The organism is Streptomyces sp. NBC_01013, from assembly GCF_045162765.1.
Taxonomy (GTDB): domain Bacteria; phylum Actinomycetota; class Actinomycetes; order Streptomycetales; family Streptomycetaceae; genus Streptomyces.
The window spans coordinates 7,229,165-7,252,696 of record NZ_CP108687.1 but is presented as its reverse complement, the minus strand read 5'-3'; the positions used below and the strand labels follow the sequence as shown (position 1 = coordinate 7,252,696).

The window sequence follows — 23,532 nt, the reverse complement described above, 5'->3', positions numbered from 1 at the left end:
CTCCCGATGGCGGGCTATCCACTCACCCCGCTGTGCCCGCCATCGGGGAACCACCACCGTCCTCACCGACGCACCACAGGTCACCGTCCCCCCTGACGGCGGCCCGAGGGGGCCCCGGCCCCCGGCAACACCCCCACGACCCGTCTGCGGGGAGCTTCCGCAGGCGTACGAGAGGAGCACGGAGCCGCAATGAGTACCAGAGGCACGATCATGCACGGGCTACGCCGGAGGCTGGCAGCAGTCTCCGCCCTGGCCATGGGCGCAGCGCTGGCGGTGGCGATCCCCACCCCCGCCTCGGCAGCCGCGCGGGTCGACAACCCCTATGTGGGCGCCACGGCATACGTGAACCCCGACTGGTCCGCCAAGGCGGCGGCCGAACCGGGTGGCGCCGCCATCGCCGACGAGCCGGGCTTCGTCTGGATGGACCGCATCGCGGCCATCAGCGGCTCGGCCTCCGCGATGAGCCTTCGGGAGCACCTGGACGCCGCTCTCGACCAGGGCGCGAACCTGTTCCAGGTCGTCATCTACGACCTGCCGGGACGCGACTGTGCCGCGCTGGCTTCCGCCGGCGAGCTCGGTCCCACCGAGCTCGACCGGTACAAGAACGAGTACATCGACCCGATCTCCGACATCCTCGCCGACCCGGCGTACGCGAGCCTGCGGATCGTCACCATCATCGAGCCGGACTCGCTGCCCAACATCGTCACCAACGCGGGCAGTTCGGCCGGTTCGACCGAAGCCTGCGCAACGATGAAGGCGAACGGCAACTACGAGAAGGGTGTCGGCTACGCGCTGCACACCCTCGGGGCCATTCCCAACGTCTACAACTACATCGACGCCGCACACCACGGCTGGCTGGGCTGGGACTCCAACTTCGTCCCGGCGGCCCAGGAGTTCAAGAAGGCCGCCACCTCCGAGGGCGCCACGGTTGCCGACGTCACGGGCTTCATCGTGAACACGGCCAACTACTCGGCCCTCAAGGAGACGAACTTCAAGGTCACCGACTCGGTGAACGGCACCACCGTCCGCCAGTCCAAGTGGGTCGACTGGAACTACTACGTCGACGAGCTCTCGTTCGCCCAGGCGCTGCGCACCGAGCTGGTGAGCCAGGGTTTCGCCTCGAACATCGGCATGCTGATCGACACCGCCCGTAACGGCTGGGGCGGCAGCGCGCGGCCCGCGGGCCCCGGTCCGACGACCAGTGTGGACACCTACGTCAACGGCGGCCGGATCGACCGGCGCATCCACCCCGGCAACTGGTGCAACCAGAGCGGGGCCGGAGTCGGCGAGCGTCCCACCGCGGCCCCCGAGGCCGGCATCGACGCGTACGTGTGGGCCAAGCCCCCGGGCGAGTCGGACGGCAGCAGCGCCCCCGTCGACAACGACGAGGGCAAGGGCTTCGACCGGATGTGCGACCCCACGTACACCGGTAACGGCCGCAACGGCAACAGCATGACCGGCGCGCTGCCGAACTCCCCGCTCGCGGGTCACTGGTTCTCCGCGCAGTTCCAGGAGCTCGTGCGCAACGCCTACCCGCCGATCGACGGCGGCGGCAACCCGGGCGGCGGCGACGACACCCAGGCGCCCACCGCGCCGACCGGTCTGACCTCGACGGCGAAGACCAGCAGCAGCGTCTCGCTGTCCTGGACGGCGTCCACCGACAACACCGGCGTGACCGGCTACAACGTCTACCGCGGCGGGGTCCAGGTGGGCACCAGCACCACCACCTCGTACACGGACACGGCTCTGACGGCCTCGACCGCCTACAGCTACACCGTCAAGGCCAAGGACGCGGCCGGCAACGTCTCGGCGGCCTCCTCCGCGCTGTCCGTCACCACGTCCGCGGGCGGCGGCACCGGAACGGGTGCGCTCAAGGTCCAGTACAAGAACACGGACTCCTCCGCGACCGACAACCAGATCCGGATGGGTCTGCAGCTGGTCAACACCGGCAGCACCGCGGTGGACCTGTCCACGGTGAAGGTGCGCTACTGGTTCACCCCCGAGGCCGGGGCCTCCACCTTCGGCACCTCGTGCGACTGGGCGGTCATCGGCTGCGGGACCCTGACGCACAGTGTGAAGTCCGCCGGTTCGGCGGCCGGGGCCAGCCACTACCTGGAGGTCGGCTTCGGCAGCGGCACCCTGGCGGCGGGCGCGTCCACGGGTGAGATGCAGCTGCGGCTGAACAAGAGCGACTGGTCCAACTTCAACGAGGCGGACGACTACAGCCGTTCGACCTCGACGAGCTACGCCGACGCGTCGAAGATCGGCGTGTACGTCACCGGCGCGCTCTCCTGGGGCACCGCGCCCTGACCCTGCGGTCCGGGCCCCGTCCCCGTCCTGACACGGCGACGGGGCCCGGACCCCGGGTTCCCTCACGGACCTGCCCCCTGCCGGACAGCCGGCAGGGGGCGGTGTCATGTCACCGTCTCGTACGACCTCGCGGGCCGCCCGGTCGCGGCCGGTTACAAGAGTCGCCGGACGGCTCTAGGCTGTCTCCATCGAGACACTCACTGACCTGGGAGAACGCCAGTCCCGGAGCCGATCCGGCAGAGCTTGGAGCCGCCCGTGTTCTATTACGTGCTCAAGTACGTCGTCCTGGGGCCGCTGCTGCGGCTGTTCTTCCGTCCCGTCATCAAGGGGATGGAGCACATCCCGGCGGACGGCGCGGCGATCATCGCCGGCAACCACCTGTCCTTCTCCGACCACTTCCTGATGCCCGCGATCATCAAGCGGCGGATCACCTTCCTCGCCAAGGCCGAGTACTTCACCGGCCCCGGTGTGAAGGGCCGGCTGACCGCGGCGTTCTTCCACAGCATCGGCCAGATCCCGGTGGACCGGACGGGCAAGGAGGCGGGACAGGCGGCGATCCGCGAGGGGCTCGGGGTGCTGAGCAAGGGCGAACTGCTGGGCATCTATCCCGAGGGCACCCGTTCGCACGACGGCCGGCTCTACAAGGGCAAGGTCGGCGTGGCGGTGATGGCGATCCGGGCGCAGGTGCCGGTAGTGCCGTGCGCGATGGTCGGCACGTTCGAGATCCAGCCGCCCGGAAAGGTCGTCCCGCGCATCAAGCAGGTCACCATCCGCTTCGGCGAACCGCTGGACTTCTCTCGCTACGCCGGCCTGGAGAACGAGAAGGCGGCGATCCGGGCGGTCACCGACGAGATCATGTACGCGATCCTGGGTCTGTCCGGTCAGGAGTACGTCGACGAGTACGCGGCCAAGGTGAAGGCGGCCGAACAGGCGGACAGCACGGGGAAGTTCCCGAAACGGCAACGCTGAGGGCGGATTCGCGTTCGGTGAACCCCGCTGGTCGGCGCGGTGCGCAGGCCCTAGCGTCCGGTGCATGAGCAAGGGACACGCATGGGTGCTGGGAGCGACGGGCCAGATCGGGCGGGCGGCAGTGCGCTCGCTCGTCGAGGACGGATGGCAGGTCACCGCGGCCTCGCGCGGCGGTGGCCGTGACGGAAGCTGGGACGCCGGCGTCCGGACGGCGGCGCTGGACCGCGACGAGGACGGGGCGCTCGCGGCGGCGCTCGGCGAGGGTTGCGACGTGCTGGTGGACATGGTGGCCTACGGGGAAGGGCACGCCCGGCAGCTGAGGGCGCTCGCGGGCCGGGTCGGCTCCGCGGTGGTCGTCTCCAGCGGCGCGGTGTACGAGGACGACCGCGGCCGCAGTTTCGATACGCAGGGCGAGCCGGACGGAGCGCCTCACTACCCGGTGCCGCTTTTGGAGTCGCAGGCGACGGTCGCACCGGGCGGGGCGACGTACGCGACGCGGAAGATCCGGCTGGAGCAGGACCTGCTGGCGGCCGGTGACTCACTTCCGGTCACGTTGCTGCGCGCGGGCGCGGTCCACGGACCGTACTGCCGCTCGCCGCGGGAGCTCTATTTCGTGAAGCGGGCCCTGGACGGCCGCGCGCGGCGGGTGCTGGCGCACGGCGGGACCTCGCGCTTCCATCCGGTCCACGCGGCCAATGTGGCGGAGCTGATCCGCCTCGCCGCCCTGAAGCCCGGTTCGCGGGTGCTCAACGCCGCCGATCCGCAGGCCCCGACGGTGGCGGAGATCGGCGAGGCGGTCGACGCGGTGCTGGGCCACCACACGCAGACCGTGCTGATGCCGGGAGACCCCACGCCGGAGGGCGTGGGCGAGACACCCTGGAGCAGCGCGCATCCCATCGTCTACGACATGGGCGCGGCGGAGCGGGAGCTCGGGTACCGGGCGGTGACGGGGTACGTGGAGTCGCTGCCGGAGACGGTCGAATGGATCGTCGGGCAGCTGACGGACCGCGACTGGGCGGACGCCTATCCGGCGATGCTGCGGGCCTACGGCACGCGGCTCTTCGACTACGCGGCGGAGGACGCCTGGCTGGAGCGGTACGACCGGGAGGTGTGAGCCTGTCGTGGTGCGGGGTGCGGGCCGCCGGTGACCACCGGCGGCCCGTCCCGTCACTCGGGTGTTACGGCTTCGGCGTGGCGTGCGGGGTGCACGTCACGTCGCGCCGGTCGGTCTCCCCGGTGAGCAGGTAGGTGTCCACCCGCTCGTTGATGCAGGGGTTGACCAGGCCGGTGACGCCGTGCGATCCGGCGCCCTCCTCGGTGATGAGGCGCGAGCCACTGAAGCGCTTGTGCAGTTCGACGGCGCCCTCGTACGGAGTGGCGGCGTCACGCGTGGACTGCACGATCAGCACAGGCGGCAGGCCCTTGCCGGTGCCGACGTTCAGCGGGGTCTGCTGCTTGGCCGACCAGGTCGCACAAGGCAGGTTCATCCAGGCGTTGGCCCAGGTCATGAACGGGTAGTCCTTGTGCAGCCGGGTGTTGTCCCGGTCCCACGTCCGCCAGCTGGTGGGCCACTTGGCGTCGGCGCACTCGACCGCGGTGTACACGGCGTTGCTGTTCTCGGAGCGGATGTTGCCCGCCGTGTCCGAGAGGTCGGGGGCGGCGGCATCGATCAGTGCCTGGGTGTCACCGGCCCGGTAGGCGCTCCAGGTCCGGGCGGTGGGTGCCCAGGCGGAGTCGTAGTACGGAGCGCTCTGGAAGAAGCCGATGAGTTCGGCGGGGCCGAGGACGCCTCCGATCGGGCTCTTCTTCGCGGCTGCGCGCAGCTTCAGCCACTCCTGTTCGACCTTCTGGGCCGTGTCGCCGATATGGAAGGTGGCGTCGTTGACGGCGACCCAGGCCTTCCAGTCGTCCCAGCGCTTCTGGAAGGCGATGTCCTGGTTGAGGTTGGCCTGGTACCAGATGTTGTCCTTGGCCGGGTTGACGACGCTGTCGACGACCATGCGGCGGACATGGGACGGGAAGAGGGTGCCGTAGACCGCGCCCAGGTAGGTGCCGTAGGAGACACCCAGGTAGTTGAGCTTCTCCTCACCGAGCGCGGCGCGGATGACATCCAGGTCGCGTGCGGTGTTCGGCGTCGTCATGTGCGGCAGCATGTCGCCGCTGCGTTCGGCGCAGCCGTCCGCGTACTCTGCGGCGAGCTTGCGCTGGGCGCGCTTGTCGGCCTCGGAGTCGGGGACCGGGTCGGCCTTGGGCGCCTTGACGAACTCCTGCGGGTCGATGCAGGAGATCGGCGCCGAGTGGCCGACGCCGCGGGGGTCGAAGCCGACGAAGTCGTAGGCCTTCGCCGCGTTGGCCCAGAGCGGGTTCTTCGTGACGATCCGCTTGGGGAACGCCATGCCCGAGCCGCCGGGGCCGCCCGGGTTGTAGATCAGGGCGCCCTGGCGCTCGCTGCTGGTTCCGGTGCTGACGTGCCGGTCGACGGCTATCTTGATCTGCTTCCCGTCGGGCCTCGCGTAGTCGAGCGGGACGGTGACCCATCCGCACTGGATCGGCGCGGCGATGGCCCAGTCGGCCGGGCAGTCAGCCCAGTCGATGCCTGCCCTGGCGGCGCGTGCTGCGGCCAGCTGGACGCCGCGTGCCTCGGAGCCGTTGTGGTGGCGGCCGTCGGCAGTGGCAGCCGGTGCGGCCAGCGCGCCCGCTATGAGCGTGCCCGCGATCAGAGCACCGGCCGAGCCGAACGCTGCTGTGCGTCTCAAGTGGAACCTCCCCCATGGTGAAGCGCCTTTGGGTGCGGCGCAGTTCAGTAGGAACCTCCCGCGGATCCTGTCGTCTGTGAGCCGTCTGAGAACAGATCGCACACGCACTTCTTTACCGAATCGATAACCGGACACCGGCGTCCTGCCAGCGGTGTTCAGCCGCTCGCGTGGCCCGCCAAGTCGGCTGCCGCACGGTCCAGCACGGCGCGCAGCTCCCTCGCGTCGACGGCAAGGACGGTCACCAGGACGGCGGGGCCCGCAAGCCGGGTGAGCACGGCGGTGGCTCCGAGCTTCCGGGTGTCCGGGGCCTTTTCGTCGAACGCCGGGTCTACGACCAGCAGTTGTCCGAGGGCCCGGTGGCCGCCGAGCACGGCCGGACCATCCCACCCGCCGGGTGCGCCCGGCCCGAACGCCATCTGCTGATCGAGGAGTGGGCGTCCGTCGCGCCGGACGGTGAGCCTGCTCCGGAGCGTTCCGGTCGTCTCGCCGTGCCGGCCCAGGATCTGCTCCTCGCGCAGCACCAGCTGTGCGGTAGGGGCGAGTTCGACCTGGGTGGTCATGTGGAGTTCGCTGCCGTGTGCCGAGACGAGCTGCTCGGGGAGCCACTTGAGCGCGGCCCCCTCCGCCACCTGAAGGGTGACGCCGTAGCGGGCCGGCGCCACTCCGGGGCCGGTACCGGGCAGGGCGACCGTGGCCGCAGCCGAATCGACGGTGAGCCGGGCGTACGGGCCGGCCGTCGCCGCGATGGCGAGCCGGTCGCCGCCGAGCGGGGCGCTCATCGCACCCACGACGGTGACACGTGCTGCCCCGGGAAGGGTGGTCCTCGTCCGGCGCAGGGCGAGCGGCCCGCCGCTCTCCAGCACGGGGAGCGTGGTGACGCCGCGCTCGTCCCGGACCGCGGTGATGCGAGCGGTGGCGCGGACGCTCACGCGGTCCAGGAGGCGAGCCGCCCCCGCACCCAGTCGGCTACCGGAGCGACGCCTTCGCCCGAGGTGAGGGAGGTGAAGGCGACGGGCAGCTCGCCGCGCTGTTCCACGGCGTCGCGGGCCATCCGGTCGAGGTCGGAGCCGACGTACGGCGCCAGGTCGGTCTTGTTGATCACCAGCAGGTCGGACGTCGTGACGCCGGGGCCGCCCTTGCGGGGGATGTCGTCGCCGCCCGCGACATCGATGATGAAGATCTGGGCGTCGACGAGCCCCTTGGAGAAGGTGGCCGTGAGGTTGTCACCGCCGGATTCCACGAGGATGAGGTCGAGCGGTCCCACGGTGTCCTCAAGGTCCTCGACTGCTTCGAGGTTGGCGGATATGTCGTCGCGGATGGCGGTGTGCGGACAGGCTCCGGTCTCCACGGCCTGGATCCGCTCGGGCGGCAGCACCGCGTTGCGCAGAAGGAAGGCCGCATCCTCGCGGGTGTAGATGTCATTCGTCACGACGGCCAGGGACAACTGGTCGCGCAGCACACGGCAGAGCGCGGCCACGGTCGCGGTCTTCCCGGATCCGACCGGCCCGCCGAGGCCGATGCGAAGGGCGCGCCGGGTCCCGTCCGGGCGTGCGGCATCGGCGCCGACGGCGGACGGGCCCGGGTGGGAGTGGTCGAGGTGCATGATGCGGCTCCAGAGCTGTGCGGATGGCGCGCTGTTGCGCGCGCGGAGGTCATGAGGCGAAGAGCCTGACGGGTCGGCCGGCGTGGGCCTCGGCGAGGATGTCGAGCAACGGAGCCGATCCGCAAGGTAGTTCATCGACGGGCCCGTGGGCCGAAACCGTGGCCTGCTCGACAACGCGGTCCATGTCGGGGGCGAGCCGGGCCAGGACGGCGGTGGCTTCGAACGGGTTGAGCGAGAGCAGCCGGACGACGGCGGTGGCCGGGCCGCCGACGGTCTCGTACGCGGCGCAGTATGCGGCGTCCTCGGGCGCGAGCCCTGCCGCGCGTGCGGTCAGGCCGAGCACGACCGGCTGGTGGCCGCCGCGCGGCCGGGCCAGCGCGAACGCGTCGAGTTCCTCGCTCGGCCAGGTCGCACGGGCGGCCCTCATCAGCTGCCGGCCGAGCTTGCGGGCGACGGCCCGCAGGGCGGGTGAGGGCGTACGGGCGTCGGCGGCGCCGTCCAGGGCCGACGGATCGTGCCCGTGGGCGGCCGCCGCGGCGAGCGCCGCGGCGGTGAGCCCGGTCGTGTGCAGACGGCCCCGGCAGAAGGCGGCGAGGTCCTCGGCGTTGCGGATGTGTCCTGCGACGACGGCGGCTTCGGCACCGCCCGAGTGGGCGTGGCCCCCGGCGGGGAACCGGCCGTCGGCCAGGACGAGCAGAGCGGCGCGGCTCATCCGTTCTCCGTTCTCCGTTCTCAGAAGAGGAAATAGCGCTGGGCCATGGGCAGCTCGGCGGCGGGAGCCGACTCGACCGGTTCGCCGTCGATCGCCACGGCGAAGCTGTCGGGGTCGACGTCGACCCGCGGCAGTGCGTCGTTCTCCCTCATGTCCGCCTTGGTGACGCCCCGGGTACTGGATATCGGCACGAACCGCTTCCCCAGGCCGAGCCGCTCGGGCAGCCCGTCCTCGATCGCCGCACGCGACACGAAGTTGAACGAGTTGGCAGCCGGGGCCCTGCCGACCGCGCCGAACATCGGTCGCGGCAGGACGGGTTGCGGAGTGGGGATGGAGGCGTTGGCATCACCCATCTGCGCGTAGGCGATCTGGCCGCCCTTGAGGACCGTCTGGGGCTTGACGCCGAAGAAGGCGGGTTCCCACAGGACCAGGTCGGCGAGCTTGCCGGTCTCCACGGACCCGATCTCCGCATCAAGGCCTTGAGCCACCGCGGGGTTGATGGTGTATTTGGCGACATAGCGACGGACACGACGGTTGTCGGCCCGCCCGTCACCGGGCAGTGTGCCGCGCCGCTTCTTCATCACGTGGGCGGTCTGCCAGGTGCGCAGGACGACCTCGCCGATGCGTCCCATGGCCTGTGAGTCGGAGGAGATGATCGAGATGGCGCCGAGGTCGTGCAGGATGTCCTCGGCCGCGATGGTCGAGGGCCGGATGCGGGACTCGGCGAACGCGAGGTCCTCCGGCACAGCGGGGTTCAGGTGATGGCACACCATCAGCATGTCGAGGTGTTCCTCGATGGTGTTGACGGTGTGCGGCCGGGTCGGGTTGGTGGAGCTGGGCAGCACGTACGGCTCCGAGACGACGCTGATGATGTCGGGGGCGTGGCCGCCACCCGCACCCTCGGTGTGGTACGCGTGGATGGTGCGCCCCGCGATGGCGGCCAGGGTGTCGGCGACGAAGCCGGCCTCGTTGAGTGTGTCGGTGTGGATGGCGAGCTGGGCCCCGGTCTCCTCGCAGACGCCGAGGCAGGCGTCGATGACGGCAGGCGTCGCGCCCCAGTCCTCATGGATCTTGAACCCGAGTGCTCCGGCCCGTAGTTGGGAGTGCATGGCGTCACGGGACATCGTGTTGCCCTTGCCGAGCAGCCCGATGTTGACGGGGTAGGCCTCCAGCGCCTCGAACATCCGGGCCAGGTGCCAGGGTCCGGGGGTGACGGTGGTGGCCTTGGTGCCCTCGGCCGGCCCGGTGCCGCCGCCGACCAGGGTGGTGATCCCGCTGGACAGCGCCTGGTCCACGAGCGTCGGCGAGATGAAGTGCACATGGGCGTCGATGGCACCCGCGGTGAGGAACTTGCCGTTTCCCGCGATGATTTCGGTCTCCGGGCCGATGACCAGATCCGGATGGACGCCGTCCATCGTGTCGGGGTTCCCCGCCTTGCCGATCCCGGTGATCCGCCCGTCGCGGATGCCGATGTCCGCCTTGACGATGCCCCAGTGGTCGATGACGACGGCGCCGGTGATCACCGTGTCGGGCGCCCCTTCGGCGCGGGTGGTGCGTGCCTGCCCCATGGACTCACGGATCACCTTGCCACCGCCGAACACCGCCTCGTCGCCCGCGCGGCCGGGTCCGCCGCAGCGGTCCTCCTCTATCTCCACGAGCAGATCGGTGTCGGCGAGGCGGATCCGGTCGCCGGTGGTGGGGCCGAACAGGTCGGCGTACACGGCGCGGTGGAGCTCAGCCATCGAGGGGGCCTCCGGTCTCGCCGCGCAGACCCGGGACGATCCGCCGCCCGGCCAGGGGAACGAGTTCGATGTCGACGGGGATGCCGGGCTCGAAGCGGACGGCGGTTCCGGCGGCGACGTTCAGTCGCAGTCCGCGGGCGGCCGCCCGGTCGAACTCAAGGCCGGGGTTGGCCTCGGCGAAGTGGTAGTGCGACCCGACCTGGACCGGCCGGTCGGCCGAGTTGAGGACGGTGAGGCGGATGACGGGCCGGCCCGCGTTGAGCGGCACGGGCTCGTCCGCGTACAGAATCTCTCCCGGAATCATCGGCGGCGCCCCGTCAGACGATCGGTTCGTGGACGGTGACGAGCTTGGTGCCGTCGGGAAAGGTCGCCTCGACCTGCACGTCGTGGATCATCTCGGCTATGCCGTCCATGACGTCGTCGCGGGTGAGCACCTTGCGTCCGGACACCATGAGTTCGGAGACCGTACGGCCGTCGCGCGCCCCCTCCAGCAGGTGGGAGGTGATGAGGGCGACGGCCTCGGGGTGGTTGAGCCGCAGCCCTCGTGCGCGGCGTTTCTCGGCCACGTCCGCGGCTACGTGTATGAGCAGGCGTTCCTGCTCGTGCGGGGTCAGTTGCACGCGTCCACCTCACAGTTGTCCGCCCAGTACCGGCCCTGGGCGCAGCGAGACACTAGCCGCCCTCAACATTTCGTTGAAGGCGGAACCGGTGTCGCACGGCGAGGTATTGCACGTTAGAGCCGAAGTTTTTCCGGCGCGTTAACTGGCCTTTTGCAGATCCATGGACATCAGCCCCCGCAGGCCACCCTCCAGGAACTCGGGTCCCGCGTCGCCGAACATGGCGAGCTGGGTGATGAATCCCTGAGCGGTGGCGATCAGCGTGCGGGCGATGTGCTCGTCCGGCACGTCGGCGGCGAGCAGACCGCTCGCGCGGTACACCCCGACCAGTTCCGCCCAGGAGACACGCAGCCCCTCGTACGCCTCACCGAGCGTGGCCGCCAGCCGCTCACTGCGCAGCGTCTCGGACCACACCTGCACGATCAGCCCGGCGTACGCCCGCCGGTCCAGCCCACCCCTCCCCTCCGTCTCGTCGCCGAACAGGGTGCGCACCACGCGGCCGATCAGCACGTCCGGGGTGGGCGGCGGGCTGACCCGGGCGGCACGCTCGAACGCCTGCCGGACCCCGCCGACGGCCTCACCCGCGATGGCGGCGATCAGATCCTCCTTGCCGCCGAAGTAGCGGTAGACCGCCCCCGCCGAGAGGCCGACCTCCTTCAGGACGTCCTGCATCGAGGTGGCGTGGAAACCGTCGCGGGCGAAGCACCGTGCCGCGCCGTCGAGGATCTGCCGGCGGCGGGCGTCGAGGTGTTCCTGGGATACACGAGCCATGAAGCCAAGTTAAAACGAACGTTCCTTCTTGACAAGGGTTCCCTCCGGCGGGACAGTGGCGGCGCTTCGTAAAACGAACGATCCTTCTCTTTGAAATCGAGGTTTCCGCCATGTCCGCTGACTCGAACCGCCGTTTGCTGGCGGTCGTCCTGCTGGTTCCCACGGTGGTGGCGCTCGCCCTCTGGGCCTTCGCCTGGCCCGCTGCCCGTATGGCGCCCCGGGACCTCCCCGTCGGGGTCTCCGGCTCCGCGCCGGCGGCCGATCGGCTCCAGCAACAGCTTGAACAGCACAAGGGCGCGTTCGAGATCCACCGCTACGGCTCCGAGGCTGCCGCGCGCACCGCGATCGAGGACCGGTCCGTATACGGCGCGGTCATCGTCACCCCGAAGGGCCCCGAACTGCTGACCGCTTCCGCCGCCGGCCCCGTGGTCGCACAGTTGCTGCGCGAGGCGGTCACCGCATCGGCCCCTGCCGGCACCGTGGTGCCGGTCACGGACGTGGTGGCGGCACCTGCCACGGATCCGCGCGGCAGCGTGCTCGGCGCGAGCATCCTGCCCCTGGCGATCGCGGGTGTGGCAGCCGGTTCGGCCGTGACACTGCTGCGGCTGCGCGGCGGGCGCGCCGCCACCGCGCTGATCGGCGTGGCCGCACTGGTGGGCATCATCGCCACCGCGCTCACCGACAGCTGGCTCGGCGTCATCACCGGTGACTGGTGGGGCGAGGCCGGGACACTCGGCCTCACGGTGCTCGCCATCGGCGCGACAGTGGCCGGGCTCGCGGCACTGATCGGACCGGCCGGCATCGGTCTCGGAGCGCTGCTCATGGTGCTGGTGGGCAATCCGTTCTCGGGCGTCACCAGCGCGCCCGAACTCCTCCCTCGGCCGGTCGGGGCGATCGGCCAGTGGCTGCCCCCGGGCGCGGGTGGTTCACTGCTGCGCTCCGTGGCGTTCTTCGACGGGCACGCGGCGGGCGGCGCGGTCCTGACCCTGGCCCTGTGGGCGGCACTCGGCCTGACCGCGGTGATCATCGGCGGCCGCCGTCGGCCCCCGGCGACCGAGGCACCCGCGGCACCCGAGGCCGCACCCTCGCGTCAGCCCGCACTGGCGGGCTGACCACCGACAGCGGAGGCCGTGCACTCCCCCGACGCGGGGAATGCGCGGCCTCCGCCCTTCCTGTCAGTTGCCCGGCCCCTGCTCCCCCCGGTATTCCGCGGCGATCCCGAAGCGGTGCCGTTCGCCCGCAGCGGACACCGAGGAGCCGATCGAGGAGACCGAGCTGATCACCTGCTCCTGCTCCGCCGCCTCTTCGCCCTCGAGCCGCTCCAGGTCAGCGGCCGATACGAGGGCCACGAGCGGCTTGCCGTGCCGCGTCACGACCACGCGCTCGCCGCCGTAGACGACTCGGTTGATCAGTTCGGCGAGTTCAGCTCGGGCTTGCGTCACCGGAATCTCGTAGGCCATGCTCCCATCATAACCTTCTGTACGTCCTGTACATTTTTTACAGAAGCGCGGGGGTGCCTTCCGGGCGCTCGCGCGCCCCGGAGGAGAGGCCCAGCCATGCACCGCCCCGCCGCCCGTTACGTACTGCCCGCGTTCACGGAGCGCACGTCCCAGGGGACCCGCACGCTCGACCCCTACTCCAAGCTGCTGGCCGAACGGGTGGTGTTCCTCGGCACTCCCGTCGACGACACGGCGGCCACCGACCTGGTCGCCCAGTTCATGTACCTGGAGCACGACGCTCCCGACCGGCCCATCTCGCTCTACATCAACTCCCCCGGCGGCTCCTTCGGCGCCATGACCGCCGTCTACGACACGATGGCGTTCCTCAGCTGCGAGGTGGAGACCTTCTGCCTCGGCCAGGCGGGGGCCGCCGCGGCCGTGCTGCTCGCGGCGGGCGCTCCGGGCAGACGGCACGCCCTGCCGGGCGCCCGCGTGGTGGTGCAGCAGCCCGAACTCGCCGAGCCGGTACAGGGGCAGCCGTCCGACCTGGAGATCGAGGCGCGGGAACTGGCCCGGATGCGCGAGACGCTGACCGGCATGCTGGCCCGTCACACCGGCCGCACCGCCGCACAGATCACCGCCGACACGGAGCGCGACCTCATTCTCGACGCCGACGGCGCCAAGGACTACGGACTGGTCGACCACATCGTCCAGAACCGCGGACCTCTGCTGCCTCCCCATCCGGTGCGGTGAATTCATCATGCAGTCACCCGAGTTCGCACCGCTGCCCGCCCTGACCCGCGCGGAGGGCGAGTTCGTCGACCGCTATCTGCAAGTCCTCGACCAGGTGGGCCGGATCAATCCGGCCCGCGGCGGAGACACCTACGGCGCACTGCGCGCCGCTCAGGCCCTGGCCTCGTACTCGGTCGCACTGCGGGACGCGCTCACGTTGATGCACGAGCGGGGCGAAGCCCGGATCCACGCGGCCACGTTGACCCGGGCGCTGCGCGTGCTGGACGGGGAGCGGCGCTCCGCACGGGCCACCGTCCCACCCGAACCACCGAGTTGATCCGGTCCTGCCCGACACGCCCGGCGCGTCCACCTAATTTCCTCGCTCGTTCGGCGTAGACGTTACTTCCCGCGAGGGACAACTCGATTTGCGCTTTCGAGGTGGACGCCGGGTGACATCTTCCGTTCCGTCGCTGGTCTCGCACCGCCGGACGCGAGCCGGCCGTTTCCCGGAAGGCCACCTGACCACCCGAACGGGCCATTCGTGATGAGCCTCACATATGGCTGTTTCACCTCGGAAATCGGTCACGCGGTGAGTCAAGATCCGTGGGACGACAAGCCCCCGCCACCGCGGCGGGGCGGTCCGGGCGGACGCCGAGTCCTGCCGCCGTCCGGATGCCTGGTCGACAGGAGTGGATCGGCAGGAGTGGAGGACCCGAGCGCAACGGGCCGACCGGACTTCCGGTCGTCCCTCGGGGTGAAGCCGCATCCGCGGCCGGGCAACTTCGCCAGCCCGAACCCGACAGGTCATCCTTCACAGGCGGCTGACGAAGGGTTGCGCATGACTGCGCAGGTTCATGTCCCGTCTCTGCTTGCCCGGGCCACTACGGCCTCGGTGATGACCCTCGCCGCCGTCGGCGGCACGTTGTTCGTCCCCGGCGCCGCGACCGACGCCCAGGCCGCGACACATTCGATGAAGGCCCTCAACATCGCCGCGTCGAAGAAGGGGGCGCCCTACCGGTGGGGCGCCGCCGGGCCCAGCCGGTTCGACTGTTCCGGCCTGACGCTCTACTCGTTCAAGAAGGCGGGCAAGAAGCTCCCGCGCACGGCCCAGCAGCAGTACAACAAGACGCGCCACATCTCCTCCTCCAAGCGGCAACGCGGTGATCTGGTCTTCTTCCACTCCGGCCGCAGCATCTACCACGTGGGCATCTACGCGGGCAGCGGCAAGATCTGGCACTCGCCCAAGACCGGGGCCGTGGTCCGCCTGGAGAAGATCTGGACGAACAGCGTCTACTACGGACGGGTCCGCTGAAGCCGCTGCTGTGGGCCGCTGCGGGCGGGTCCGCCGAAGCCTGCCTCCCCCGCCTCGGGCCACGCCCCCACGTCAGCGCAGCAGCGGGCCCGTCACCAGGACCACCCCCAGGACGGTCAGCGCCGCGCCGCTGCCGCCCTGGATCGCCCGGGCGGTACGCGGTCGCCGCAGCCACCGGCCGAGCCGGGCCACCAGGAGCGCCACGGCCGGGAACCAGATGAGTGCCATCAGCACGACCTGTACGGGGCGTGGGTCAGGGCCCGCCGCCATCAGCCGGGCGCCCCGGTGGTGGCGCACCAGCAGCGCCACCCCGGCCTCCCGCTCCAGTTCGGCGAGCTGCTGGGAGAGCGCCGGGGCTATGAGCCGGCGGCCGCCGCGACAACGCCGTCTTCGGGCGTTCTGTCCGAGCCGCTCCTGGTCGAGGAACTGGTGCTGATCACGGCCGTGGGGCAGGCTCCGGCCGACGGCAGCGGGCAGCTACCGGTGACGAAGCTCGCGGGCCGTCCCCTGATCAGCGCGCCCACGCATCCCGGCGCCGCAGTGACGGCGGGCGCGGGACGGGCCGGTCACTGCTGGACCGGTACGTGCCACGGGAGCTCGATCCAGACGGTCTTGCCGCCGTCCGAGGTGGGGGTGACGGACAGCCGGCCCCCGTACTCCTTGGCCAGCGCCCGGATGATCACCATGCCGCGGCCGTTGTCCTGCTGCACGGCCGCCGGGAGCCGCTGAGGCCAACGGGGGTGACTGTCCGTCACGCCGAGGCACAGCCGTTCGTCCCGTTCGAGCCGGAGGTCCACGGTGAAGGTGGGTGACTGCCCGAAGGTGTGCTGGACGGCGTTGGTCGCGAGTTCCGAGATGATGAGCCGGACGGTGTCTCCCGTGTCCGTGCCGTCGGGCAGTCCCCATTCAGCCAGTGCCCGGGCCACATATCTGCGTGCGGCGGAGACCGAGACCGGCTCGCTCGGCAGGGTGACACTTGCTTCTTGGTGGTCTGCCATGGCGAGCCGTCCCTTTCCCACCCGGAAGCGACCCCGCGATCGATGGTCCGGGTTGTGCTTCGCGCCAGATTGCCACTGATGCTGCCCTGTGTGACGGCGATCCACCAAGATATGCATATATCTGTCGCTCGAAGCGGTGAACTCTGCCCCTGATGCCCGGTAAGGGCGCCACACTGTCCGCTCGGCTGGGAGTGCAAGGGAGGCACCACATGCAGCACGGCCCTGCGGTGCGACGCCGCAAGCTCGGGGAGGAGCTGCGGAGTCTGCGCCACGCGTCGGGACTCACGAGCCGGGACGCGGCTCGCCTGCTCGGCTGGCACCAGTCGAAGGTCAGCCGGATCGAGACCGGCGTGAGCGGAGTGCAACCCGGGGATGTGACCCGGCTGCTCGACGCCTACGGCACGGACGACCCGAAGTTGCGCGAGGTCCTGGAGGCCCTCGCGGGTTCGGCGGGCGGCGGGGGCGCGGGGTGGTGGCACGCGTACCGCGGTCTGATCCCGCCGCAGTATCGCGACTTCATCAGTCTGGAGTCACAGGCACGCACCGCCCGCACCCTGGAGACGTCGGTGGTACCGGGCCTGTTGCAGACCGCCGACTACGCCCGCGCGGTGACCCGGGCCTCGCTCGACGGACTGCCCACCGGACAGCTGGACTCGCTGGTGGAGGTGCGGCTGGCGAGGCAGGGCGTCCTGCGGAGCGACCCACCGCTGAGGCTGAGCGCGGTGCTGGACGAGGCGGTGCTACGACGCGAGGTGGGCGGCCGCCGGGTGATGAGGGAACAGTTGCGTCATCTCAGCCGGGTGGCCCAACTCCCGCATGTGCAGATTCAGTTGCTGCCGTTTGCGGTCGGCGGCTACGTAGGCCTCACGGGGCCTTTCGTTATCTTCTCCTTTCCGAACACTTCTGATCTGGATGTGGTCGTTCTCGACCATTTGACGAGTAGCCTCTACCTGGAGCGGAAAGAAGACCTTGAGGCGTACAGCTCGGCCTTCCGCACCTTGCAGGCACACGCGCTGTCGCCGGAGCACTCGTTGGACCTGATCGCCGCAATCGACCGCGGCGGTCGGTGACCCCGGACTGCCCGAGGGGGGCGTCATGTCGGATTGCCTCGCACAGCACGCGTTACGTTGGCGGCGCAGCAGCCGCAGCACGGGAATGAACAACTGCGTGGAGGCCGCACCGTTCGGCGGCCGGAGACTGGCCGTGCGCGATTCCAAGGACGTGTCCAGGCCCCCACTGCAGTTCTCCGCCAGGGCCTGGACCTCCTTCGTCAGCGCTCTGAACGGCGGTTCGGTCGGCTGAGCCGCCGGCGGGGGCGGCGCACCGGGGAAGGATCCCGAGGGATCAGCCGGCCGGCGCGGTCCGCCGTACGATCGCCACCGCGTCGGCGATCTGCTCATCGGTCAGGTCGGCGCGCGCGGTCAGCCGCAGCCGGGAGATGCCGTCCGGCACGGACGGCGGCCGGAAGCACCCGACCGCCATCCCGGCGGCCCGGCAGTCGGCCGCCCAGCGGACAGCCGCCTCGGCCGAGGGCGCACGTACGGAGACCACGGCCGCATCGGGCCTCACCGTGGTCAGACCGGCCGCGGTCAGCTGCCCGTACAGCGCGGTCGCGACCGTACGGGCCCTGGCCGCGCGTGCCGGTTCGCGGCGCAGCAGCCGCAGGCTGCCCAGGGCCGCGCCGACGGCGGCCGGGGCGAGTCCGGTGTCGAAGATGAACGTACGCGCGGTGTTGACCAGGTGGTCGATCACCCGCGCCGGGCCGAGCACCGCCCCGCCCTGGCTGCCGAGGGACTTGGAGAGGGTGAGCGTGGCGACGATGCCCTCGCGGCCGGCCAGGCCGGCCGCGGCGAGCGCGCCGCGGCCTCCGTCGCCGAGGACTCCCAGACCGTGTGCGTCGTCGACGAGGAGCGCGGCCCCTTCCGCGCGGCAGGCATCCGCCAGTTCGGCCAGGGGCGCGGCGTCACCGTCGACCGAGAAGACCGAGTCCGTGACGGCCAGGGACCTGCCCGGGTGTGCGTGCAGGGTCTTGCGCACCGCCTCGGTGTCGGCGTGCGGTACGACGGCTGTCCCGGCCCGCGAGAGCCGGCAGCCGTCGACGATCGAGGCGTGGTTGCCCGCGTCCGACACGATCAGCGAGTCCCGGCCGGTCAGGGCGGTGAGCGCCGCGAGGTTGGCGGCGTAGCCCGAGGACAGCACCAGGGCCGCCTCGAAACCGCAGAAATCGGCCAGCTCGCGTTCGAGCTCGGCATGCAGCGCGGTGGAACCCGTGACCAGCCGGGAACCGGTGGCACCGCCGCCCCAGCGGCGCGCCGCGTCGGCCGCCGCGGCGGTGACCTCAGGATGCCGGGTCAGCCCGAGGTAGTCGTTGCTCGCGAGGTCCAGCAGTTCCGGTTCGGCGGCGCGCGGCCGCAGCGTCCGGACGAGTCCGGCATCGGCGCGGCGGCGCGCCTCCTGATCGATCCAGTCGAACGGGGCGAAGGACATGGGCGGGTCCCTTTTGTAGGCAGCTCACAGACCCTAACCGCGGGCGCAGTCGGGCATGGTGTGGCAATGCACACACCCTCAGCGGGCTCTGTTGTCCGGTTCCTCCTTGGCTCGGAGTGGTGCCGTACGTCAGGATCATCGCCATGGACCTCCTGAACACGCTGGTGGACAAGGGGCTGCGGCGCGAGCTGCCGACCCGTGAAGAAGCGCTCGCCGTACTGGCGACTCCGGACGAGGAACTGCTCGACGTGGTGGCCGCGGCCGGAAAGGTGCGCCGTCAGTGGTTCGGACGGCGGGTGAAACTGAACTATCTGGTCAATCTGAAGTCCGGGCTCTGCCCCGAGGACTGCTCGTACTGCTCCCAGCGGCTGGGATCCAAGGCCGAGATCCTGAAGTACACCTGGCTGAAGCCCGACGAGGCGTCGAAGGCGGCAGCGGCCGGCGTGGCCGGTGGCGCCAAGCGCGTCTGTCTGGTCGCCAGCGGCCGGGGGCCGACCGACCGGGACGTCGACCGGGTGTCGCAGACCATCGAGGCGATCAAGGAACAGAACGAGGGCGTCGAGGTGTGCGCCTGCCTGGGGCTGCTCTCCGACGGCCAGGCCGACCGGCTGCGGTCGGCGGGCGCCGACGCCTACAACCACAACCTCAACACGTCGGAGGGGACGTACGGGGACATCACGACCACCCACACCTATGCCGACCGGGTGGAGACGGTTCACCAGGCGCAGGCTGCCGGGCTCTCCGCCTGCTCCGGGCTGATCGCCGGCATGGGGGAGAGCGACTCGGACCTGGTCGACGTGGTCTTCGCGCTGCGTGAGCTCGACCCGGACTCGGTGCCCGTCAACTTCCTCATTCCGTTCGAGGGCACTCCGCTCGCCAAGGAGTGGAATCTGACGCCCCAGCGCTGTCTGCGCATCCTGGCCATGGTGCGGTTCGTCTGCCCGGACGTGGAGGTACGACTGGCGGGCGGGCGCGAGGTGCATCTGCGTTCGATGCAGCCGCTGGCTCTGCATCTCGTCAACTCGATCTTCCTGGGCGACTACCTGACCAGCGAGGGCCAGGCGGGTCAGGCCGACCTCGACATGATCGCGGACGCCGGCTTCGAGGTGGAGGGCGCGGGCACGACGACGCTCCCCCGCCACCGGGCGGACGTGGGCGGCGGCTGCGGCTCGCACTCCGGCGGATGCGCGCCCTGCGGCGACGGCCCGGAAGCCGATGCCGCTCCCGCGGAGGCGGCCGACGGCCCGGCGGCGCGCACGGACCTGGTAGCGGTCCGCCGTCGCGGGGCGGGTACGGACCTCGCACCCAATGCCTGAGCCGCTCTCCCCCGCCGGGCTCCGGGCCCTGGACCGGGCCCACGTCTGGCATCCGTACGGCCCCATGCCGGGCCGGCAGGAGCCGCTGGTCGTGGAGTCCGCGTCCGGCGTACGGCTCCGGCTGGCCGAACCAGCCCATGGCCAGCATGAGTTGGTCGACGGGATGTCGTCATGGTGGTCGGCGGTTCACGGGTACAACCACCCGGTACTGAACGAGGCCGCACGCGACCAGCTGGGCCGGATGAGCCATGTGATGTTCGGCGGGCTCACGCACGAGCCCGCCGTGCGGCTGGCCGCACGGCTGGTCGAGATCACCCCGGAGCCGTTGCAGCACGTCTTCCTCGCCGACTCCGGCTCGGTGTCGGTCGAGGTGGCCGTGAAGATGTGCCTCCAGTACTGGCGTTCGGCCGGACGGCCGGCCAAGCAGCGTCTGCTGACCTGGCGCGGCGGGTACCACGGGGACACCTGGCAGCCGATGTCGGTCTGCGACCCCGACGGCGGCATGCACGAGCTGTGGTCGGGGGCGCTGCCCCGGCAGGTCTTCGCCGACGAGCCCCCGGCGGGCTTCGACGCGGAGCCGGACACCGCGTACGCCACGCATCTGCGCGAACTGATCGCCCGCCATGCCGACGAACTGGCCGCGGTGATCGTGGAGCCCGTGGTGCAGGGGGCGGGCGGCATGCGCTTCCACTCGCCCGCGTACCTGCGCGTCCTGCGCGAGGCCTGCGACGCCCACGGCGTACTCCTGGTGTTCGACGAGATCGCGACGGGCTTCGGACGTACCGGCAAGCTGTTCGCCGCCGAGCACGCCGGGGTCTCGCCCGATGTGATGTGTGTGGGCAAGGCACTGACCGGCGGCTATCTGACGATGGCGGCGACCCTGTGCACCACCGCGGTGGCCGAGGGCATCTCGCGCGGCGAGGTTCCGGTGCTCGCCCACGGGCCGACGTTCATGGGCAATCCACTCGCCTCCGCAGTGGCCTGTGCCTCGATCGAGCTGCTGCTCGGCCAGGACTGGGAGCAGGAGGTCAAGCGGATCGGGGCCGGTCTCCGGGACGGCCTGGCCCCGGCCGGGGAGCTGCCCGGGGTCCGCGACGTGCGGGTTCTGGGTGCGATCGGCGTCGTCCAGCTCGATCACGAGGTGGACATGGAGTCCGCGACGCGGGCGGCGGTACGCGAGGGCGTGTGGCTGCGGCCGTTCCGCGATCTCGTCTACACCATGCCGCCGTACGTCACCGGTGACGACGACGTGGCGCGGATCTGCCGTGCCGTATGCGCTGCGGCGCGGGAGGGCTGAGATGAGCATTCTGGTGGTGACCGGGACCGGCACCGAGATCGGCAAGACGATCGTGACCGCGGCCGTCGCCGCCGCCTCCGCGGGCCGTCGGGTGGCGGTGCTCAAACCGGCCCAGACGGGCCTGGAGCCGGGCGAGCCGGGTGACGCCGCCGAGGTGGCGCGGCTGGCGGGCCACCATGTGACCGCGGTCGAACTGGCCCGTTTCCCTGAGCCGTTGGCGCCCGCGACGGCGGCACGGCGATCCGGGATGGCACCGGTCCGTCCGTTCGAGGTAGCCGAGGCCGCGGAGAAGCTGGCGGCCGAGCACGATCTGGTGCTCGTCGAGGGCGCGGGCGGTCTGCTCGTACGGTTCGACGACGACGGCGCGACCCTGGCGGACGCCGCACGGCTCCTGGCGGCTCCGGTCCTGGTCGTGGCCCCCGCCGGGCTCGGCACGCTCAACTCCACGGCACTGACCTCGGAGGCGCTGCGGGCCCGCGGGCTCGACTGCCTCGGGGTGGTCATCGGCAGCATGCCCGCCGAGCCGGACCTGGCGGAGCGCTGCAATCTGGCGGACCTTCCGGTGGCGGCGGGTGCCCCGTTGCTGGGCGTGGTTCCGGCGGGCGCGGGAACTCTCGGCCCCGCGCAGTTCCGTGCCCGGGCCGGGAGTTGGCTGACGGAGCGGCTGGGCGGGACCAGGCCGCCCGGATGAACGGCGTGCGGCGCAGGACGAAGGTGCGCCGAAGGGGCAGAATCGAGGTAGCCGAACCTTTCCGGCCGAGCGGGCCCGCGGGGCGGCGCGTCCACCCCTGCCCGCACGGACCGGCCCCCGTCGAGGAGGCGTCATGCGGTTGCGGAGCACGAAGATCCAGAAGGACGCCGTGCACCACCCCGTCTTCGCCCGTTGCTACGCCCGGCTGAGCGTCGTCGCCGAGTCGGCCGCGGGCCTGGCCGGTGTGCGGGCCGAACTGCTGGCGGGACTTTCCGGGCGGGTCATCGAGATCGGGGCGGGGAACGGCCTGAACTTCGCCCACTACCCGCCGGCCGTTTCCGAAGTGGTGGCCATCGAACCCGAGCGCACCCTGCGGCAGTTGGCAGTCCGGTCCGCGCTGCGCGCCGGGATCCCGGTGGACGTGGTGCCGGGTACGGCGGAGGCGCTGCCGGTGAAGAGCGAGGCGTTCGACGGGGCCGTCGTCTCCCTCGTGCTGTGCACCGTACGCGATGTGGGGCAGTCGCTCGCGGAGATCCGGCGGGTCCTGCGGCCGGGTGGTGAGCTGCGCTTCTTCGAACACGTGCGGTCCGAAGGCCGGGTCATGGCCGCCATGCAGCGCGCGCTGGACCGGACCGTCTGGCCACGGTTGGCCGGTGGGTGTCACACCTCGCGCGACGCACTCGCCGCCATCGAGGCGGCAGGCTTCGTGGTGGAGGCGTACCGGAAGGTCGACATGCCGGCGGTCGGCATCAGGCTTCCCACGTCGTCGTGTGTGCTGGGCGTGGCTCGCCGGTCGGCCGTGGTGGACCGGGGGCGGCAGGCGCTCCGCTGACAGCGCCCCGGCGTACGTCGGGTCCCGCCCACCGAGGAGTGCACGCAAGCGGCTGGTCCTGCCCTCGAAGGCGTACCGGCACATGGCTGTTCCCGCCGGCGGGCTCCGGCGTGGTCACACCGCCCCGGTCACAGGCTCCACTGGCGCAGTTCGTCGGCGATGGCCCGGACGTCCGCCTTGCCTTCCTTGACCAGCAACGCCAGATCGCGCACCTGTTCCGGCGAGGTGATGACCTTGAGCCCCGACGCGACGAGATATCCGTAGGCCACGGCCGAGGCGAACATCGCGTTGGAGCGCTCCAGTGCGGGGACGTGCAGCAGGAGTTGGAGCAGCGCGGCCGCCCTGGAATGCGGGTCGCTGTAGACCGGGCTGCCGAAGATCTCCGCCTCGTGCCGTGCGACCGCGGCAACGAGTGCGCCCCAGTCGGTCACCTGCGGGTCGCCGGGTGTCTTGTGCTCGGCGACCATGAGCAACCAGGAAAGGTGAATCCGGAGGTTCAACGGTTGCCTTTGCGCTCCGGGCCGAACTCCTCGGCGAACACCGATTCGTACTGCTTCATGAAGTCTGCGGCGGCCTCGACAAAGGTGTGGCCGACCTCACCCGCGTCCTGTTTGACGAGTTCCTCTATGTAACGGTTCACGCTCATCCCCCTCTGGAGCGCGCGCTGTCGCGCGGCCTCGGCGGTGGCCTCGTCCACTCTGACGTTCAGCTGCGTCTTGGGCACTCCCTCACGCTAGCGCGGGATTGCTAGCACCGGCAAGGGGAGCGGGATTCAGCCAGGCCCCGAGCCGCCCTCCGCGAGCGGTTTCCCTGGCCTCCGCAGGCGCCGCGCACCCCCGTCACCTGGCATATCACCGCAGTCGGCCGTCCCGGGCGTACACGCGCCGGCGCCCGTACCGTCGAAGGATGACCGACCGATACCGCACCCGGCCGTCCCCTCTTCCGAAC

26 protein-coding genes, 2 pseudogenes and 1 riboswitch are annotated in these 23,532 nt (G+C 71.0%); of the genes and pseudogenes, 13 read left to right on the top strand and 15 right to left on the bottom strand.

All coding sequences use genetic code 11. The annotated features are described in order from the left end of the window. Positions 1 to 189 precede the first annotated feature (189 nt). The 3 genes from OG538_RS31735 to OG538_RS31725 all read left to right on the top strand — a co-directional run bounded on the left by OG538_RS31735 (position 190) and on the right by OG538_RS31725 (position 4,393). Positions 190 to 2,310, top strand: a complete 2,121-nt coding sequence (locus OG538_RS31735) for a glycoside hydrolase family 6 protein (RefSeq protein WP_406098877.1) — start codon at positions 190 to 192, stop codon at positions 2,308 to 2,310. Between the two features lie 255 nt (positions 2,311 to 2,565). Beyond that, positions 2,566 to 3,279, top strand: coding sequence for a lysophospholipid acyltransferase family protein (locus OG538_RS31730; RefSeq protein WP_406098875.1), 714 nt, complete (start codon positions 2,566 to 2,568; stop codon positions 3,277 to 3,279). Positions 3,280 to 3,343: 64 nt separating this feature from the next. Continuing rightward, positions 3,344 to 4,393: an NAD-dependent epimerase/dehydratase family protein gene (locus OG538_RS31725; protein ID WP_406098874.1), complete on the top strand. Its 1,050-nt coding sequence runs from the start codon at positions 3,344 to 3,346 to the stop codon at positions 4,391 to 4,393. A gap of 64 nt (positions 4,394 to 4,457) precedes the next feature. On the opposite strand, the gene OG538_RS31720 is transcribed toward OG538_RS31725, so the two are convergent. From OG538_RS31720 to OG538_RS31685, 8 genes are all read right to left on the bottom strand, one after another. After that, positions 4,458 to 6,035, bottom strand: coding sequence for an alpha/beta hydrolase (locus tag OG538_RS31720; protein WP_406098873.1), 1,578 nt, complete (start codon positions 6,033 to 6,035; stop codon positions 4,458 to 4,460). 155 nt (positions 6,036 to 6,190) lie between these two features. Further along, a complete protein-coding gene (locus OG538_RS31715) occupies positions 6,191 to 6,964 on the bottom strand; it encodes an urease accessory protein UreD (RefSeq protein ID WP_406098872.1) in 774 nt (257 codons plus the stop codon). Continuing rightward, positions 6,961 to 7,638 carry an urease accessory protein UreG gene (gene ureG / locus OG538_RS31710; RefSeq protein ID WP_406098871.1) on the bottom strand — a complete coding sequence of 226 codons (678 nt, stop codon included), beginning with the start codon at positions 7,636 to 7,638 and terminating at the stop codon, positions 6,961 to 6,963. Before ureG ends, OG538_RS31715 begins: the two co-directional genes overlap by 4 nt. Positions 7,639 to 7,687: 49 nt before the next feature. Further along, the gene (locus tag OG538_RS31705; protein ID WP_406098870.1) at positions 7,688 to 8,350 is read right to left on the bottom strand and encodes an urease accessory protein UreF; all 663 of its coding nucleotides are present in this window, start codon (positions 8,348 to 8,350) and stop codon (positions 7,688 to 7,690) included. A 20-nt stretch (positions 8,351 to 8,370) separates the two neighbouring features. Beyond that, a complete protein-coding gene (locus OG538_RS31700) occupies positions 8,371 to 10,092 on the bottom strand; it encodes an urease subunit alpha (protein ID WP_406098869.1) in 1,722 nt (573 codons plus the stop codon). Next, positions 10,085 to 10,396, bottom strand: coding sequence for an urease subunit beta (locus OG538_RS31695; protein WP_406098868.1), 312 nt, complete (start codon positions 10,394 to 10,396; stop codon positions 10,085 to 10,087). The genes OG538_RS31700 and OG538_RS31695 overlap by 8 nt, the downstream gene beginning before the upstream one ends. 13 nt (positions 10,397 to 10,409) lie before the next feature. Next, the gene (locus OG538_RS31690) at positions 10,410 to 10,712 is read right to left on the bottom strand and encodes an urease subunit gamma (RefSeq protein WP_406098867.1); all 303 of its coding nucleotides are present in this window, start codon (positions 10,710 to 10,712) and stop codon (positions 10,410 to 10,412) included. A 138-nt stretch (positions 10,713 to 10,850) separates the two neighbouring features. After that, positions 10,851 to 11,480, bottom strand: a complete 630-nt coding sequence (locus tag OG538_RS31685) for a TetR/AcrR family transcriptional regulator (RefSeq protein ID WP_406098866.1) — start codon at positions 11,478 to 11,480, stop codon at positions 10,851 to 10,853. Positions 11,481 to 11,590: 110 nt separating this feature from the next. Between OG538_RS31685 and OG538_RS31680 the strand changes: the two genes are divergently transcribed. Beyond that, entirely contained in the window at positions 11,591 to 12,592 is a 1,002-nt protein-coding gene (locus OG538_RS31680; protein WP_406098864.1) for an ABC transporter permease, read from the top strand. Between the two features lie 63 nt (positions 12,593 to 12,655). Here OG538_RS31680 and OG538_RS31675 read toward each other — a convergent pair whose 3' ends face one another. Beyond that, entirely contained in the window at positions 12,656 to 12,940 is a 285-nt protein-coding gene (locus OG538_RS31675) for a type II toxin-antitoxin system Phd/YefM family antitoxin (RefSeq protein ID WP_406098862.1), read from the bottom strand. Positions 12,941 to 13,036: 96 nt separating this feature from the next. Here OG538_RS31675 and OG538_RS31670 point away from each other — a divergent pair, with 96 nt between their 5' ends. The 3 genes from OG538_RS31670 (at position 13,037) to OG538_RS31660 (ending at position 14,963) form a co-directional block, all read left to right on the top strand. Beyond that, positions 13,037 to 13,672: an ATP-dependent Clp protease proteolytic subunit gene (locus tag OG538_RS31670; protein ID WP_406098860.1), complete on the top strand. Its 636-nt coding sequence runs from the start codon at positions 13,037 to 13,039 to the stop codon at positions 13,670 to 13,672. A 7-nt stretch (positions 13,673 to 13,679) separates the two neighbouring features. Beyond that, on the top strand, positions 13,680 to 13,988 hold the full coding sequence (locus OG538_RS31665) for a hypothetical protein (RefSeq protein WP_406098858.1): 309 nt from the start codon (positions 13,680 to 13,682) through the stop codon (positions 13,986 to 13,988). A gap of 302 nt (positions 13,989 to 14,290) precedes the next feature. Further along, positions 14,291 to 14,486: riboswitch (cyclic di-AMP (ydaO/yuaA leader) on the top strand. Between the two features lie 3 nt (positions 14,487 to 14,489). Further along, positions 14,490 to 14,963 (top strand): C40 family peptidase, encoded by a 474-nt coding sequence (locus OG538_RS31660; RefSeq protein ID WP_406098857.1) that lies wholly within the window; start codon positions 14,490 to 14,492, stop codon positions 14,961 to 14,963. Between the two features lie 72 nt (positions 14,964 to 15,035). Here OG538_RS31660 and OG538_RS31655 read toward each other — a convergent pair. From OG538_RS31655 to OG538_RS31645, 3 genes and pseudogenes are all read right to left on the bottom strand, one after another. After that, positions 15,036 to 15,200: pseudogene (locus tag OG538_RS31655) on the bottom strand (LysE family transporter); the annotation flags it as partial. Positions 15,201 to 15,221: 21 nt separating this feature from the next. Continuing rightward, positions 15,222 to 15,323: pseudogene (locus OG538_RS31650) on the bottom strand (LysR family transcriptional regulator); the annotation flags it as partial. A 206-nt stretch (positions 15,324 to 15,529) separates the two neighbouring features. After that, positions 15,530 to 15,961: an ATP-binding protein gene (locus OG538_RS31645; protein ID WP_406098856.1), complete on the bottom strand. Its 432-nt coding sequence runs from the start codon at positions 15,959 to 15,961 to the stop codon at positions 15,530 to 15,532. A 209-nt stretch (positions 15,962 to 16,170) separates the two neighbouring features. Here OG538_RS31645 and OG538_RS31640 point away from each other — a divergent pair, with 209 nt between their 5' ends. Together OG538_RS31640 and OG538_RS31635 are read left to right on the top strand one after the other, a co-directional pair. Then, positions 16,171 to 17,031 (top strand): helix-turn-helix domain-containing protein, encoded by an 861-nt coding sequence (locus OG538_RS31640; protein WP_406098855.1) that lies wholly within the window; start codon positions 16,171 to 16,173, stop codon positions 17,029 to 17,031. A gap of 25 nt (positions 17,032 to 17,056) precedes the next feature. Then, positions 17,057 to 17,263: a DUF397 domain-containing protein gene (locus OG538_RS31635; protein ID WP_406098854.1), complete on the top strand. Its 207-nt coding sequence runs from the start codon at positions 17,057 to 17,059 to the stop codon at positions 17,261 to 17,263. A 42-nt stretch (positions 17,264 to 17,305) separates the two neighbouring features. Here OG538_RS31635 and OG538_RS31630 read toward each other — a convergent pair whose 3' ends face one another. Further along, the gene (locus OG538_RS31630; RefSeq protein ID WP_406098852.1) at positions 17,306 to 18,448 is read right to left on the bottom strand and encodes an 8-amino-7-oxononanoate synthase; all 1,143 of its coding nucleotides are present in this window, start codon (positions 18,446 to 18,448) and stop codon (positions 17,306 to 17,308) included. Positions 18,449 to 18,591: 143 nt separating this feature from the next. On the opposite strand from OG538_RS31630, the gene bioB reads away from it, so the two are divergent. The 4 genes from bioB to OG538_RS31610 all read left to right on the top strand — a co-directional run bounded on the left by bioB (position 18,592) and on the right by OG538_RS31610 (position 22,584). Then, complete coding sequence (gene bioB / locus OG538_RS31625; protein WP_406098851.1) at positions 18,592 to 19,764, top strand: biotin synthase BioB; 1,173 nt, start codon at positions 18,592 to 18,594, stop codon at positions 19,762 to 19,764. Further along, positions 19,757 to 21,061, top strand: coding sequence for an adenosylmethionine--8-amino-7-oxononanoate transaminase (locus tag OG538_RS31620; RefSeq protein WP_406098850.1), 1,305 nt, complete (start codon positions 19,757 to 19,759; stop codon positions 21,059 to 21,061). Before bioB ends, OG538_RS31620 begins: the two co-directional genes overlap by 8 nt. Before the next feature lies 1 nt (position 21,062). Next, complete coding sequence (gene bioD / locus OG538_RS31615) at positions 21,063 to 21,752, top strand: dethiobiotin synthase (protein WP_406098849.1); 690 nt, start codon at positions 21,063 to 21,065, stop codon at positions 21,750 to 21,752. Between the two features lie 133 nt (positions 21,753 to 21,885). Further along, the gene (locus tag OG538_RS31610) at positions 21,886 to 22,584 is read left to right on the top strand and encodes a class I SAM-dependent methyltransferase (RefSeq protein ID WP_406098848.1); all 699 of its coding nucleotides are present in this window, start codon (positions 21,886 to 21,888) and stop codon (positions 22,582 to 22,584) included. Between the two features lie 128 nt (positions 22,585 to 22,712). On the opposite strand, the gene OG538_RS31605 is transcribed toward OG538_RS31610, so the two are convergent. Further along, complete coding sequence (locus OG538_RS31605) at positions 22,713 to 23,084, bottom strand: fic family toxin-antitoxin system, toxin component (RefSeq protein ID WP_145767569.1); 372 nt, start codon at positions 23,082 to 23,084, stop codon at positions 22,713 to 22,715. Then, positions 23,081 to 23,308 (bottom strand): hypothetical protein, encoded by a 228-nt coding sequence (locus OG538_RS31600; RefSeq protein ID WP_024493431.1) that lies wholly within the window; start codon positions 23,306 to 23,308, stop codon positions 23,081 to 23,083. The genes OG538_RS31605 and OG538_RS31600 overlap by 4 nt, the downstream gene beginning before the upstream one ends. Between the last annotated feature and the right edge of the window lie 224 nt (positions 23,309 to 23,532).

Excerpts from the sequence above, each read along its gene's own strand:
- OG538_RS31735 (WP_406098877.1), top strand. The coding sequence starts at position 190 with ATGAGTACCAGAGGCACGATCATGCACGGGCTACGCCGGAGGCTGGCA.
- OG538_RS31725 (WP_406098874.1), top strand. The coding sequence starts at position 3,344 with ATGAGCAAGGGACACGCATGGGTGCTGGGAGCGACGGGCCAGATCGGG.
- ureG (WP_406098871.1), bottom strand. The coding sequence starts at position 7,638 with ATGCACCTCGACCACTCCCACCCGGGCCCGTCCGCCGTCGGCGCCGAT.
- OG538_RS31705 (WP_406098870.1), bottom strand. The coding sequence starts at position 8,350 with ATGAGCCGCGCCGCTCTGCTCGTCCTGGCCGACGGCCGGTTCCCCGCC.
- OG538_RS31700 (WP_406098869.1), bottom strand. The coding sequence starts at position 10,092 with ATGGCTGAGCTCCACCGCGCCGTGTACGCCGACCTGTTCGGCCCCACC.
- OG538_RS31695 (WP_406098868.1), bottom strand. The coding sequence starts at position 10,396 with ATGATTCCGGGAGAGATTCTGTACGCGGACGAGCCCGTGCCGCTCAAC.
- OG538_RS31685 (WP_406098866.1), bottom strand. The coding sequence starts at position 11,480 with ATGGCTCGTGTATCCCAGGAACACCTCGACGCCCGCCGCCGGCAGATC.
- OG538_RS31680 (WP_406098864.1), top strand. The coding sequence starts at position 11,591 with ATGTCCGCTGACTCGAACCGCCGTTTGCTGGCGGTCGTCCTGCTGGTT.
- OG538_RS31675 (WP_406098862.1), bottom strand. The coding sequence starts at position 12,940 with ATGGCCTACGAGATTCCGGTGACGCAAGCCCGAGCTGAACTCGCCGAA.
- OG538_RS31670 (WP_406098860.1), top strand. The coding sequence starts at position 13,037 with ATGCACCGCCCCGCCGCCCGTTACGTACTGCCCGCGTTCACGGAGCGC.
- OG538_RS31665 (WP_406098858.1), top strand. The coding sequence starts at position 13,680 with ATGCAGTCACCCGAGTTCGCACCGCTGCCCGCCCTGACCCGCGCGGAG.
- OG538_RS31660 (WP_406098857.1), top strand. The coding sequence starts at position 14,490 with ATGACTGCGCAGGTTCATGTCCCGTCTCTGCTTGCCCGGGCCACTACG.
- OG538_RS31645 (WP_406098856.1), bottom strand. The coding sequence starts at position 15,961 with ATGGCAGACCACCAAGAAGCAAGTGTCACCCTGCCGAGCGAGCCGGTC.
- OG538_RS31640 (WP_406098855.1), top strand. The coding sequence starts at position 16,171 with ATGCAGCACGGCCCTGCGGTGCGACGCCGCAAGCTCGGGGAGGAGCTG.
- OG538_RS31635 (WP_406098854.1), top strand. The coding sequence starts at position 17,057 with ATGTCGGATTGCCTCGCACAGCACGCGTTACGTTGGCGGCGCAGCAGC.
- OG538_RS31630 (WP_406098852.1), bottom strand. The coding sequence starts at position 18,448 with ATGTCCTTCGCCCCGTTCGACTGGATCGATCAGGAGGCGCGCCGCCGC.
- bioB (WP_406098851.1), top strand. The coding sequence starts at position 18,592 with ATGGACCTCCTGAACACGCTGGTGGACAAGGGGCTGCGGCGCGAGCTG.
- OG538_RS31620 (WP_406098850.1), top strand. The coding sequence starts at position 19,757 with ATGCCTGAGCCGCTCTCCCCCGCCGGGCTCCGGGCCCTGGACCGGGCC.
- bioD (WP_406098849.1), top strand. The coding sequence starts at position 21,063 with ATGAGCATTCTGGTGGTGACCGGGACCGGCACCGAGATCGGCAAGACG.
- OG538_RS31610 (WP_406098848.1), top strand. The coding sequence starts at position 21,886 with ATGCGGTTGCGGAGCACGAAGATCCAGAAGGACGCCGTGCACCACCCC.